Consider the following 11,322-nt stretch of genomic DNA (forward strand, 5'->3'; position numbering starts at 1 on the left):
CAAGGCCTCGGCCGACCAGCTCGCCAAGGCCGAGCGTGGCGTCAAGGACGCCATGGACCGTGTCGCGAAAGCCAGCGACGCGCAACGGGACGCGATCCAGGACCTCCTCGACCAGAAGCAGGCCGCGATCGACATGGCCCGCCAAATCTCCGAGGGCCTGCAGCAAGGCGGCAACATCGGCGACCTGTTCGGCCGGTCCGGGACCGCCAAGGGCACGCTGTTCGACCTGCAGCAGCAAGGCCGAGACGTGGCCCAGTTCGGGTCCCGGATCTCCCGGCTGCGCGCGGCCGGGCTGGACGAGGACCTGATCCAGCAGCTGATCGGCAAGGGCGCCACTGAGGGCGGCGAGGCAGCCCAGTCGATCCTCGACGCAGGCAAGGGCATGGTCGACGCGTTGAACAAGGCGCAGGCCGAGCTGGAGAAGCAGGCCAACGCGATCGGCGCGAACTCGGCTGACGTGCTGTACGGCAAGACGATCCCGAAGCTGCAGGCCCGCGCCGGTGGTGGACCGGTCGAGCCGTTCAACGACTACCTGGTGGGCGAGTTGGGCCCTGAGATCCTGACCATGGGCCGCCGCCCGGGCTGGGTTCACTCGAACCAGGCCTCGAAGCAGTACATCCGCGGCTGGGCCGGCTCGAACAGCGGCGGCGGTGGTGCGACTACGTACGTCGAGAACCACCAGCACAACACCTTCAACGGCATGTCCATGAACGAAGCGGACCGGATCGCTCAGCGCGCCAACAGCAAGCTGCAGCTCATGGGGAAAACGTGGTGATCTGATGGACTACGAGGATGCGGTCGCGCTCGGATACGTAGGGGCCTTGCAGGTAACTGTGACCCCAGACGGCGAGTGGACGCAGACGCTCCACCCGCTAGGCGAGACAAACGTGGAGGACATTCTCGAGTGGGCGACGAGCCGGTTCGACAGGCTCGCTGAACACGGTCCCGAGCCGGATGGCTGGGGGATTCACATCGAACCTGACGGCAGTCTGCTGTATCAGCTGCTCGCCCGCACGGTTTCGCTGCCCGATTTCTAAACCTGCTGCGGGGGGGCCGGCGGCGAGCACAACCAACAACAACCCCCCTCCCTCAGGCGCAGGGAAGGGGGTTGTTGTCCGCGTTCCTCGCCCGAACGCGAAAGCTCCCTCTCCCGCCTGACAGGGGCCGATGGGAGAGGGAGCGTCTGCCCCCGTTAGTCACCGGATTCCGCTTCGGTGGGACGGAATCAAGTGACGTGGAAGCGGCAGCCCAGCGCCGACGCAGGGGTCAAGGAGCCGGGCTGCCGCGCTCATGGGTGGTGATCGACGAGCAGTGGTTCGCGGTATGGCAGGTCGGGCAGTTCGTCGTTGGTGACGCGGAGACTCTGGAAGCGGCGCCTCATGGCTTCCTCGAACTCCGCGGCAAGAGCCGGCGGGGCGACATGGTTGACGATCACGTGTTCGCCGAACCAAACACGCACCTGCCTGCGCTCGATCACCATTCGTTGCCCCGCCCGGTCATCGCTGCTCGTCCAGCACGGCCGCCGAGCCAGGCGGCAACGGGTCAGCGGCCGTGGTCTTTAGGTCGCGCTCCGGCGATTCGCAGTCGAGGAAGATCTCGAGCTCGTCGGCGGTGAGTGCGTGCTGAGCGCGAAGGTGTGCGTTTCGGCTGCTCGCTGCGGTCTGCGTCATGTGATCGATACTGGCTGTCACGACGGCAGTGAGCGAGCGACAAACTGTGGCCTTTTCGACCGTGTCGCGACCAGAGGAACACACAGTGTGGCCCTGCCATAGAAAACGGGGCGTACCGTTGGAGGTGCTTAAGACTCCAGGAAAGGTACGCCCCGATATGACGAACGATACCCCCACGGCAGGTGAAGCACTCGCCCGCTATCGGTACCGCCTGAACATGACGCAAGAGGAACTCGCCGAACGCGCCGGCGTCTCAAAGTCGATGGTGAAGGCGATCGAGCAGGGCACCCGGACAGGGTCAATGCCAACGTTGAACAAGCTCGCCCGCGCGCTCAACATCACCACCACGGACCTCCTCATCCCGTCCCGCACGGTCAAGGTCGCCCCCGACGCGTCGCCGGACGAACTCCTCGCCGTGCGTCGCGCGCTGACCCCTCCCCTATTCGGGGCGAGTGTGGCCGATACGCCGGGTGACCCGGCGGCATGGCGCGACACCCTCGCGTACGCTGAGCGGCTGTACCGAGACGACAACTACGCTGCCGCGCTGGCGGCCGTCCCTGTGCTGCTCGACGAGGCCCGTTCCTTGGACACCCCGCGCCCGCTCGCTCAGGCGTACCTGTACGCCGCGCAGACCCTCACGCAGGTCCGACAACTGGACCTAGCGAACCATGCCCTTGTCGAGGCAGCCAGGGCCGCTCACGATCTCTCCGACGAGTTGCTCGCCGCATGGGCTAGCTCGATCCAGTGCTGGACGCTGATCCGGCAGGCGCGGTTCTCCGAGGTCGAGCATCTCGCCGTGTCTACGGCCGAGCTGATCGAGCCCCGCCTGTCCGAGCCGGCATCACCAAAGCTCGCGACCTGGGGGTGGCTGATGATCCGTGCCGCCTCGGCCGCGATCCGTGATGCCCGCCCGGACGATGCTGAGGAGTACATGCGCGCGGCGCGTGCAGCGGCGAGCCGCCTCGGCACGGAGGCCGGCAAGGTCGCGAAGTGGATGCCGCCGCCTGTGCGCGGGTTCTGCGAGACGACTGTCGGCTACAAGGACGCGGAGAACGCCGTGCTCCTCGAGGAGCACGGGAAGGCACTGGAGATCTCGTCACGGCTGGCGCCGTCCAAGGTGCCGACGTCGAACAACCGGGATCGGCACAAGCTCGACCTGGCCGCCTCCCACCTCGCCCAGCACCAGGCCGGGGATGCCATCGAGACCCTGCTGGACCTTCGTCAGGCGTCGCCCCAGTGGCTCAAGCATCAGCGCTACGCCAAGGACATCGTTCGGCAGTTGGTGCATGATCGGAAGCGGGCATACGCGGAACAGGTGGGAGTGCTCGCCGACCACGTCGGCGTGACCGTTTAGGAGAGAAGGCAGGCGATGCGCGCAACGTTCGAGAACCGCGGCGAAGGCTTCATGCTCCACATCGAGCTGACAGAGAACGAGATCGAGCACATCGGTCTGCTCACCCCGGGAGTACCACTCGAACCGGAACTGAACGAACCGCTCGCAGACCTCGCGGCGCTAGTGGAAGAGGCCGGGGGACTTCACGCTGGGAAACTCTCGCGCATCTCGTTCACCTCCGTCCGCGGCTGAGCCGTAGCAGCGCTCATGCGCAAAGTGACCGGCCCCCTCCCGAACCTCATCGGGGAGGGGGCCGGTCCATAATCAGGGTGCGGCGAGCGTTCATATACGACTCAACTGCTCGCTGATCGATCCGGTACGTCGGGCGCCGTTCACCGCCCACGTTCACCGCGCTGAGCAGTCCCGTGCGAATCAGGCGGCGTACGTGATGATCACTGACGCGCATCACCTGCGCGACCTCGCTGACCAGCAGCCAGTTCGTCATGAGGTCCAGTCTCACCGGCTGCGGCGCGGCTCTCTGGTCTCACGTGCCGAACCGCCATCCAGCAGTTGGATGACGATTCGGCAAAGCCGCTCCTTCGCACAGGTGCGCTACTGCCGAACCCAAATGCCCAAGAAGAAGCCGGCCACGAAGGCGCCACCACCAATTAGCACCAGCTCTACGAGCGGCATCGACACACGGATCGCTGCGCTGATCATGACTGCCGCTCCTCGGCCGTGCCGCCCTCGGTCCTGTCCGCCATGCGCAGAAGGTCCAGCGCGAGCGCACGGGCGTCTGACGCGTTCAGCTCGAGCATCGCCATATGGCGCCCCTCGGGCGCGTTGATGAACCAGCCGGCTTCCTGATGGAAGACGACGGCGGTTACCCGCGGCTCCGGCTCGTCTGCGTCGACAATCGGCACCCTCGCCGAGAGATGCCACGAGCACGCTGCGCCACGGCCCGCGCTGTACGGCATGTGATGGAATTCCTCGCAGCCGTCTTTCCGGCGGTCGCACCAGGCCGGGTGTACCCCGTCCGGCGGGATGCGGCGCTTCTGCCACGCGATCGCGGCAATGAACGCCATCGCCTGCATAACCGTCTGCGGCAGCGATTTGGCCATCGTGATTGTCGTCATCGCGCACCGACCCGGGCACGCATTTCGGCCAGGCTGCTGACGTTCGAGGGCTCCGGCTGATTCTCGCGAATCAGGACAACGGCGTTCAGGAGATCCCACGCGAACCGCTCAGCGTCGTCGACCGAGCACCGGAGGCCGGCGACCCGGTCCATGCCCATGTCGTTGTTGAGAAAGAGGGCCGCGGATACGTGCAGGTCGCGAGAGCCATCAGTGTGCTCGACGGCGTTCACGTACCAGGAGAACTCGGGGCGGTCATGAGTCTGCTCGGAGTCGGCCGAACGACCGGCGAATTCGCGGCTCATGTGGATGTAGTTGCAGCTACCATGCTCGGCGCACCACGCGGGATGCCGGTCACTCCGGCGAAGGGCCAGGAGGTTGCTGACTTCGGTGGGTTGTACCTTGTTGCTCACGATCAAACCTCTCGAGACAGGGGTTCGGTGGAGGCCCTCGCCCGGTGCTACCAACACCGGCGAGGGCCGCTTCATGCTGTTAGGCGAGCCGTCGACTGAAGCGAGCAGCTGGCGACTTGAAGGGAACGGGGCGGCTACGTGATGAGCCGGCGGCGGACCGCGCGGCAGTCGCGTCCGTCGTCGTGATACCGCGGTGATACTGCCCGGCGCGGGCGGGGATGTCCGCCGATGCTCCGCATGGGGCGGGTACCACTCCCCCGCCCGCTCAGGCTGCACTGAAATGTGCCCGCCCGTCCTCAGATGTTCGCGACCCCGCGAAAGTTCAAGTCCCCCCTCGGACACACAACTTAACCACATGCGGTTCAGGGCTGATGGAGACATCAGCCCTGTTTTCTTTGTGGTCATAAGTCACCGCGAGACGCAGTCCGCGGTAAAGCTCGGCTAGGTCTTCGCGATCAGCCTCAGCGAGGACCCGCTGAATGTTCCCGAGCTCGTCGACGATCGCGCGCATCTCCTGAGTTGTCAGCCGTTCGGCGGGTTCCAACGCTTCCAAATCGGCTTCAGCAGACTTCTGTTCTGCAACGGCGGCGTTGTACTGCGCGGTGAGCGTCTCCGGATCCCAGCCGGCCTCCAGCGCCCGTTGCAAGCGGCCGATGGTCGCCTTCGCGGCCTCAATCCGCTGCCTGAAGCCCCGTTCAGCCGCCTCAGTGGGATCTGCGCCGTCCTGAGAGCCAACCAGAATTGCAACGGTTTCATCAAGGTTCTGTGCGCTGAAGAGTGTGCCAATCCACTCGTTGATCTTGGCCGCGAGGCGGTCCTCTCTGAGATACACCGTCGGTGGATGCTCAAGTGACACCGGAGAACCCGGCACAAGGGTTTGGTGATGCCGCGGCGACGATGCTGAGATCGACATCATGAGCGGCCGCTGTCGGTCGGAACTGGGCCGCCGCGGTCTGCCAACGAGCCCTCGACCTAGCAGCAGGGGTGGGAACAGTCCGTCCTGGCGAACGCGTCCAAGGTGTACTACGACGCCTGATCCACTTTGCCGATCCCGACGTGAAGGCCGTACTAGATCGGGCTCGCGACTAGTCCTTGACAGTTCGGTCAATCCAGGCCAGGTAGTCCGCAGAGCCAGCCACGATAGCTACGGCCGCAATCTCAGGGTTATCCCACGAGTGCTCCAGCCGCAGATGTGCTTCCAGCTCGGCATACCGCGCCTCAGCAGTCTTCAGCGTGATCTGCCACTCCTCGGCCTCGCCGTACTCACCTTGATGCCAGAACACCGACGTCGCCGGCCCTTGGACCTGCGCGCTGGCGGCGAGACCGCTCTTGACCGCTGAGGCCGCTAGCCGAACAGCCTCGTCCCTCGTGGCAGCCGTAGTTGAGATTTGCAAATAGGTCGACATGTGCCTCACTTTACGAACCGCCGCCGAAGTGCACAGCCCGCCAGCTCGTCACGGCCTTGGGCGGACAGTGCCACCGCAGCACCTTCAAGCTCCGGTGGACGACCTCGAGGCGGGTCATAGATTCAATCCTGCGACACTGAGTTGCCTCATGTCGCAGTGAAGCAGTATGCTAACAACACTGATGTAGTTCGGACCTGGGGCGGGACGACGTCATGGCTTTGCCTAACTGGCCGACGCCCCGCCGCGAACTACATGGAGGTAACCCATGGGCTGCACACGTGATCTTCTAGACGTTCAAGTGAAAGAGCCCCAGCGACCATGGCCTGCGGTCACTCTGTGGATCCGGCCGGACGCCTCACGCTCGTAGCGCGTCACGCACCCGCTCCCGACAGCGCCGGAGGCTGCCATCAGCGGCGTACGTCGCGCGGGCACGCAGCCGGGGACGGAGGCCATGCAGATGGTGCCGCGCCTCCCCGCGGCCTTACATCGCTGCCGGCTCGCTCGGTGAGCGGTTCGGGCAGCCGGAAGTGTCGGAGCCGACGGACAGCCTGATTTGCCACCCAGGACGGGCCCTAACGTGGCGCGGCACCGGAACGAAACCCATCATCGTGCACGCCGACCGGGAGGACCCCATGGCGACCCTTGCTAGCTACTTTCGCGAGTCCCTGCAGAACATCGAACCCGGCAAGGATGCCGACCATGCCCGCGATGCCCACGCTGAAGTCCGGGACGTTCTCCAGCAGTCGCCGGACCTGCGGGACCTTGGCATCAACCCCGTTCTGATCGGCTCATACAAGCGCAACGTCTCCATCCGCCGGGTGAAGGACGTCGACGTGTTCGGTCGGCTGGACGATGCGGACGACACGTTGCGCCCCGGCCACGCCCTCGTCCTGTTCCACAATGCCCTCCTAGAGGGGTACGACAAGAACCGCGTGCACGCCCAGCACCGGTCATTCAAGGTTGATTTTCCCGACTACGACCTCGCGGTCGACGTCGTTCCCGCTCGCAAGTCCGGCAACAATTGGGAGATCCCGAAGAAGACCGACCAGGACAACCGCGCGAGCTGGATCGAGACCAACCCACTCAAGCTCAACGACTTGACGACGCAGGCGAACGCCGACTTCACGCTGAATGGCAAGGGCATCTACGTGCCGACCGTGAAGCTGGTCCGCCAGGTCCGCCGTACGTGGCTCGACGACCAGCCCGGAGGCCTGTTCCTCGAGCTGATGACGTTCTGGGCGTTCCGCAACCATGAACTCGCGGCCCGAAGCCAGGCGGAGTACCTCACCCTCGCTCTGGAGCATATCGCCGCGGAGCTGCCGAACGTCGCCGCGGACGGTCTGGACGACCCAACCATCGACGGCAAGAAGATCGCCACTCGCGCCACCGAGGACGACTTCAAGGTCGCCATCAAGAAGTTCGACGAGGCCAGCAAACTCGCGCGGGACGCCCTGGACGATGACGACGACTGCCAGGCCGCCGTTCTGTGGCAGCGCCTCCTTGGCGCGACCACAGAGGACGAGCGGGTGTTCCCCACCCCGGAGTACTGCAACGCCGACGGCACCCGTCGAGCGACGGCCACGACGGTGAAGGGTGCTGGCTCACCTGCGGGTACCGGCCGCTACGCATGATGAGTCAGCCCTTCGGCGAGCTCGCGGCGGCGCGCGCAGACCTGCGCCGTGGATTGGAGAAGTGCGGCTTCGACGACGACGGTGAGGTTCTGCGCGGACCGGTGCCGTGGACACACCCCAGCACCGGGATCGCCATGGCCACCATCGACGTCACTATCCTCGACCATTTCCCGTTTGGCCCGCCGCGGGTCGAACTGGTCGATGCCGGCACCCCGCTAGACCTCACCTTCCATATCCAGGATGGCGCCCTGTGCCTCTGGGACAACACCGATCCGGCGACGGACGCTCCCTGGACCGACCCGAAGCGGATTCTTGAGCGGGTTGCGGGCTGGCTCACGCAAACTGCTCGGGGATGGCCGGACGACGACGACATTGACCTCGAGCGATACGTCGAGGGAGCTGTCGACCCGCGAATGGTTCTGTACGACGAAATGGAACTCGAGGGCCTGTCCGGCTGCGTTGAGACCAAGATCGACGCGCACGAGATGACGATCACTGTGCTGCCAACGGCACGCGGAGTCCCACCCAGCCAGCGGCACAAGAAGGGAACTCAGCGCACCAGAAGGCACCTGGCCTGGCTGGCTGACCTGGGGCACGTAGCCCGCCCGCTGACCGGATGGGCTGACACCGAAGCCGCCCTGGGAGACGACGCGGTCACGGTTCGACGCCTCGTGGTCCAGGGCGCCCTTGATCTGCTCTTGCTGCGCTACCGCCGTGGCGGCCGGACGGGAATGCTCGTCCTAGCGACTACGAAGCTCAATGGAAGACCTGCCGTCCGCCGCTGCGAGGCCGCCGACACCAGCGAAGTATCCCGGCGGCTGCGGTCCGGCCCGCCCTCGGCCGAACTAGTGGACCGTAAGGTGGCCATCGTCGGCTGCGGCGCTGTCGGCTCGTTCATGGCTGACATGTTGTTCCGCGACGGATTACGCCACCTCGATCTGCGCGATCCGCAGAGGCTGCGACCCGGGAACGTGATCCGGCACCTCGCGGGAGACACCTATGTGGGGCTCTCCAAGGTCGTTGCTACGAAGGCCCACCTCGGAGCCACAGGACTCGACGTGACCCACGTAGACACGCACGTCACCTCCGTCACAGATCCAATCACCGCCATCAACATGCTTCAAACGCACGACCTCGTAGTTGACGCGACGGCGGACGAGCGCACGACCTCTCTCCTGTCATGGGCCGCCGAACAGACCGGCCGTACGCTTGTTTCCGTCGCTGTCATGCGCGGCGGCGGTGTCGCCCGCGTGGATCGGTTCCCACTGCGACCTGGCGAGCAGCACCTCTCACCGGTGCCATTGCGCGACGATCTGCGCGGCTCATACCGCGAGCGTGGCTGCGGCGACGCCGTCTCACCGACCCCGCCATCAGCAGTCGTAGCTGCCGCGGAACTCGCCACCGAACTGAGCCTAGACCAGCTGAGCGACGAGAGGCGCTTTCCGGCCACCATACTCCGCGTCATCAGGCCGCAGCCCGACGCGCCGTACGACAAACTGGCCACCTTGACATCGAACCCCCGGTTAGCCAAGTGAAGACCCCTCTCCGGGTATGGCTCGCCGGACCGATCACGACGGAGCTCGCCCATTTCGCGAGCGCTGCCGCACCTTTGGAGACCGGCGGCCTCCTACTGGGTTGGTGGGAGAACGGCGCCATAGTCGTACGGCACGCTGTTGAGGTTCCGGACCAACAGGCAGGTCGCTCCTCATGGACTCGCCGACCGCGCGCCGCAAGAAGTGTGCTGAAGGCGGCCCTGGCCGACCTGGACCACCCATTGCTCGGATACATCGGAGACTGGCACTCTCACCCTGAGGTATGTCACGCCAGCGGACGTGACATCCAATCGCTTGCCCTTACATCTGAGCAGTACACCCTTCCGCTAGTGCTCATCGTGCATCTCCCGGACCATACTGTCGACGTCCGCGCAGCCCACCACGGCCGCTCCTGCTCCGTCTCCATCTCCCGCCCGGACCCCAGGACTTAGTCATGACCCTTCCCGCCCGCGCGGCCGCCCTCCGGGGCGACGACTACCAGCACGCGATCGGCTGGCGATGGGTCTGTGAGGCATTGGATGACCCCGATATCGAGTCGGTGAGCATCGAGGACAGGGAAGGTGGAGCCTTCGACGACGTTGTCGTCCGGCGATGCACGCAGCCGAACGTCTACTGGCAGGTCAAGAGCTCGAACTATGGCGACACGATGGTCACCGAAGACTGGTTGGTTACCATTAAGACCAACAAGGGGTCCAGCCCGCTCCAACACTTCTACACCACCTGGTGCACCTTCCGGCGGGCCGCACAATCGTTCGAGCTCGCGCTTGTCGCCAACCGCGGCTTCGACGGCGGACATCCCATTCTTGGCGCCGCCCGGAGCTTGTACGACGGCCGGCTGCGAACCGACGCTATCCGCTCCGCTGGTACTCGATCGAAGTTGGGTAAAGCGCGTGATCGCTGGGCAAAGCACCTTCAGGTCAACCGCGATGAGCTGATTGAATTTCTCGGCGACCTGCAGCTACTCACCGAGGGCAACGAGTCGTCCGTGGACAAGGCGTCGCAGGCAATGATGCGCAACGTCGGACTCCGCGCGGACCCCGACGCAGTCGTCATCGGCAAGTCAATGGTGCGGGAATGGGTCAAGCGAGGGCTCGGGAGGCAGACGAGGGACGACCTTCGGCGCCAAGTCGCGGACCGCGGCCTCCTGGCTCGTGCAGGCACCCTGATCTTCGCTATTCACGCCATCGACCGGACTCCGGACCGAGTACAACCGACCGTAGAACTCGACATTGTCCATCTCTACGAAGGCGACGCCCCCTTCTCGCGGCGTCAGCTCCGCGAACCCTGCGACTGGAACGGCCGTGTTCTCCCGCTACTCCAGAATAGGGTCCGAGAACTCGAGGCCTACGGGCCGCGCCGGGTCCACGTAACCGGCGCCATAAGGTTGCCGATGCTTTTCGCCGTTGGTCGGGCGCTCCCGGACGTCCGTGGATGGGTTCTCAGCTGGGACCAACACGACCAGGAGTGGACGACCGCCTCCCCCGCGTCCGCTGCACCTCGCGTCATCGACGACCGCCATCTGGGCAACGGCGCTGAGCTCGCCGTTGCGATCGCGCTCACGTCCGACCCTGGCGCGAGCATCGAGCTATGGGCACGCTCTCACGGCCCGACCGTCGGCCGCCTGCTCATCCTCGGCCCAAATGGAGATCCCGGCCACACTGCAGTGCCCAGTGGGGACTGGTCGGCTGGATGGGCTCGAGCTGCCCGGGAAACCGTCCGACGAGCGGTGACTGCAACCAACGCGAAGCGCGTGCACCTCTTCATGGCTGCGCCCGCAGGGACGGCAATGATGCTCGGCCACTACTGGAACATGATGCCGACCACTGTCCTCTACGAGTACATCCCGTCGGAGAACGGCTACGTCCAAACAATGACCCTCGCCTAGTCCCGGAGACGGCCGAGCAAAACAAAACTCAAGTACTCGACCACACTGCTCTCGCCTCGGGTTGCGGCCGCCTGAACTCAAGCCACGGCTCAGGCGGTCGGAATGAGCAGGCCTTCGTAAGGACCGTATGGACGACGCACGGCGCGCTATGGCGTGGGCACTTCACGGCTGGTGCGGCTTTGCGCTCGGGCCAGAAGAGCCCGGCTGATCGCTGGAACGTGCGTCGATTTCACTACGAGTGACCTTTGCGCCCTGCCGAGAGCTCGGTTTCGCGTGTAGGGTTCCGGGCGCAGCACCG

General features: G+C 65.3%; 15 protein-coding genes. 8 read left to right on the plus strand and 7 right to left on the minus strand.

Going from position 1 to position 11,322, the window contains the following annotated elements; translation table 11 throughout:
* Nucleotides 1–775: hypothetical protein (locus ACFFGN_RS04155; protein WP_380043938.1), on the plus strand; the 775-nt coding region annotated here is incomplete at its 5' end.
* A 4-nt stretch (nt 776–779) separates the two neighbouring features.
* Nucleotides 780–1,037 (plus strand): hypothetical protein, encoded by a 258-nt coding sequence (locus ACFFGN_RS04160; RefSeq protein ID WP_380043939.1) that lies wholly within the window; start codon nt 780–782, stop codon nt 1,035–1,037.
* A gap of 251 nt (nt 1,038–1,288) precedes the next feature.
* On the opposite strand, the gene ACFFGN_RS04165 is transcribed toward ACFFGN_RS04160, so the two are convergent.
* Together ACFFGN_RS04165 and ACFFGN_RS04170 are read right to left on the minus strand one after the other, a co-directional pair.
* The gene (locus ACFFGN_RS04165) at nt 1,289–1,480 is read right to left on the minus strand and encodes a hypothetical protein (protein ID WP_380043940.1); all 192 of its coding nucleotides are present in this window, start codon (nt 1,478–1,480) and stop codon (nt 1,289–1,291) included.
* A 16-nt stretch (nt 1,481–1,496) separates the two neighbouring features.
* Nucleotides 1,497–1,670 (minus strand): hypothetical protein, encoded by a 174-nt coding sequence (locus ACFFGN_RS04170; protein WP_380043941.1) that lies wholly within the window; start codon nt 1,668–1,670, stop codon nt 1,497–1,499.
* A 157-nt stretch (nt 1,671–1,827) separates the two neighbouring features.
* Here ACFFGN_RS04170 and ACFFGN_RS04175 point away from each other — a divergent pair, with 157 nt between their 5' ends.
* Nucleotides 1,828–3,024 carry a helix-turn-helix domain-containing protein gene (locus ACFFGN_RS04175; protein ID WP_380043942.1) on the plus strand — a complete coding sequence of 399 codons (1,197 nt, stop codon included), beginning with the start codon at nt 1,828–1,830 and terminating at the stop codon, nt 3,022–3,024.
* A gap of 15 nt (nt 3,025–3,039) precedes the next feature.
* Entirely contained in the window at nt 3,040–3,255 is a 216-nt protein-coding gene (locus ACFFGN_RS04180) for a hypothetical protein (protein WP_380043943.1), read from the plus strand.
* A gap of 46 nt (nt 3,256–3,301) precedes the next feature.
* Here the strand turns inward: ACFFGN_RS04180 and ACFFGN_RS04185 are convergent, their stop codons facing one another.
* From ACFFGN_RS04185 to cutA, 5 genes are all read right to left on the minus strand, one after another.
* The gene (locus ACFFGN_RS04185) at nt 3,302–3,508 is read right to left on the minus strand and encodes a helix-turn-helix domain-containing protein (RefSeq protein ID WP_380043944.1); all 207 of its coding nucleotides are present in this window, start codon (nt 3,506–3,508) and stop codon (nt 3,302–3,304) included.
* A 211-nt stretch (nt 3,509–3,719) separates the two neighbouring features.
* Nucleotides 3,720–4,139, minus strand: a complete 420-nt coding sequence (locus ACFFGN_RS04190; protein ID WP_380043945.1) for a hypothetical protein — start codon at nt 4,137–4,139, stop codon at nt 3,720–3,722.
* Nucleotides 4,136–4,549, minus strand: coding sequence for a hypothetical protein (locus ACFFGN_RS04195; protein WP_380043947.1), 414 nt, complete (start codon nt 4,547–4,549; stop codon nt 4,136–4,138). Before ACFFGN_RS04195 ends, ACFFGN_RS04190 begins: the two co-directional genes overlap by 4 nt.
* Before the next feature lie 322 nt (nt 4,550–4,871).
* Nucleotides 4,872–5,405 carry a hypothetical protein gene (locus ACFFGN_RS04200; protein ID WP_380043948.1) on the minus strand — a complete coding sequence of 178 codons (534 nt, stop codon included), beginning with the start codon at nt 5,403–5,405 and terminating at the stop codon, nt 4,872–4,874.
* 229 nt (nt 5,406–5,634) lie between these two features.
* Complete coding sequence (gene cutA, locus ACFFGN_RS04205) at nt 5,635–5,955, minus strand: divalent-cation tolerance protein CutA (RefSeq protein WP_380043949.1); 321 nt, start codon at nt 5,953–5,955, stop codon at nt 5,635–5,637.
* A 632-nt stretch (nt 5,956–6,587) separates the two neighbouring features.
* On the opposite strand from cutA, the gene ACFFGN_RS04210 reads away from it, so the two are divergent.
* From ACFFGN_RS04210 to ACFFGN_RS04225, 4 genes are read left to right on the plus strand one after another with little or no spacing between them, the layout of a single operon-like run.
* On the plus strand, nt 6,588–7,586 hold the full coding sequence (locus ACFFGN_RS04210) for an SMODS domain-containing nucleotidyltransferase (RefSeq protein ID WP_380043950.1): 999 nt from the start codon (nt 6,588–6,590) through the stop codon (nt 7,584–7,586).
* Nucleotides 7,586–9,121 (plus strand): ThiF family adenylyltransferase, encoded by a 1,536-nt coding sequence (locus ACFFGN_RS04215; RefSeq protein WP_380043951.1) that lies wholly within the window; start codon nt 7,586–7,588, stop codon nt 9,119–9,121. The genes ACFFGN_RS04210 and ACFFGN_RS04215 overlap by 1 nt, the downstream gene beginning before the upstream one ends.
* On the plus strand, nt 9,118–9,570 hold the full coding sequence (locus ACFFGN_RS04220; protein ID WP_380043952.1) for a Mov34/MPN/PAD-1 family protein: 453 nt from the start codon (nt 9,118–9,120) through the stop codon (nt 9,568–9,570). The genes ACFFGN_RS04215 and ACFFGN_RS04220 overlap by 4 nt, the downstream gene beginning before the upstream one ends.
* A 2-nt stretch (nt 9,571–9,572) precedes the next feature.
* The gene (locus tag ACFFGN_RS04225; RefSeq protein ID WP_380043953.1) at nt 9,573–11,024 is read left to right on the plus strand and encodes an SAVED domain-containing protein; all 1,452 of its coding nucleotides are present in this window, start codon (nt 9,573–9,575) and stop codon (nt 11,022–11,024) included.
* The last annotated feature ends 298 nt before the right edge of the window (nt 11,025–11,322 follow it).

The organism is Kribbella deserti, from assembly GCF_042434725.1.
Lineage (GTDB): Bacteria > Actinomycetota > Actinomycetes > Propionibacteriales > Kribbellaceae > Kribbella > Kribbella deserti.

Bases quoted from the DNA above. Each gene is read 5' to 3' on its own strand.
- ACFFGN_RS04210 (WP_380043950.1), top strand. From the start codon at position 6,588: ATGGCGACCCTTGCTAGCTACTTTCGCGAGTCCCTGCAGAACATCGAA.
- ACFFGN_RS04175 (WP_380043942.1), top strand. From the start codon at position 1,828: ATGACGAACGATACCCCCACGGCAGGTGAAGCACTCGCCCGCTATCGG.
- ACFFGN_RS04190 (WP_380043945.1), bottom strand. From the start codon at position 4,139: ATGACGACAATCACGATGGCCAAATCGCTGCCGCAGACGGTTATGCAG.
- ACFFGN_RS04215 (WP_380043951.1), top strand. From the start codon at position 7,586: ATGAGTCAGCCCTTCGGCGAGCTCGCGGCGGCGCGCGCAGACCTGCGC.
- ACFFGN_RS04185 (WP_380043944.1), bottom strand. From the start codon at position 3,508: ATGACGAACTGGCTGCTGGTCAGCGAGGTCGCGCAGGTGATGCGCGTC.
- ACFFGN_RS04170 (WP_380043941.1), bottom strand. From the start codon at position 1,670: ATGACGCAGACCGCAGCGAGCAGCCGAAACGCACACCTTCGCGCTCAG.
- ACFFGN_RS04160 (WP_380043939.1), top strand. From the start codon at position 780: ATGGACTACGAGGATGCGGTCGCGCTCGGATACGTAGGGGCCTTGCAG.
- ACFFGN_RS04225 (WP_380043953.1), top strand. From the start codon at position 9,573: ATGACCCTTCCCGCCCGCGCGGCCGCCCTCCGGGGCGACGACTACCAG.
- ACFFGN_RS04180 (WP_380043943.1), top strand. From the start codon at position 3,040: ATGCGCGCAACGTTCGAGAACCGCGGCGAAGGCTTCATGCTCCACATC.
- cutA (WP_380043949.1), bottom strand. From the start codon at position 5,955: ATGTCGACCTATTTGCAAATCTCAACTACGGCTGCCACGAGGGACGAG.
- ACFFGN_RS04165 (WP_380043940.1), bottom strand. From the start codon at position 1,480: ATGGTGATCGAGCGCAGGCAGGTGCGTGTTTGGTTCGGCGAACACGTG.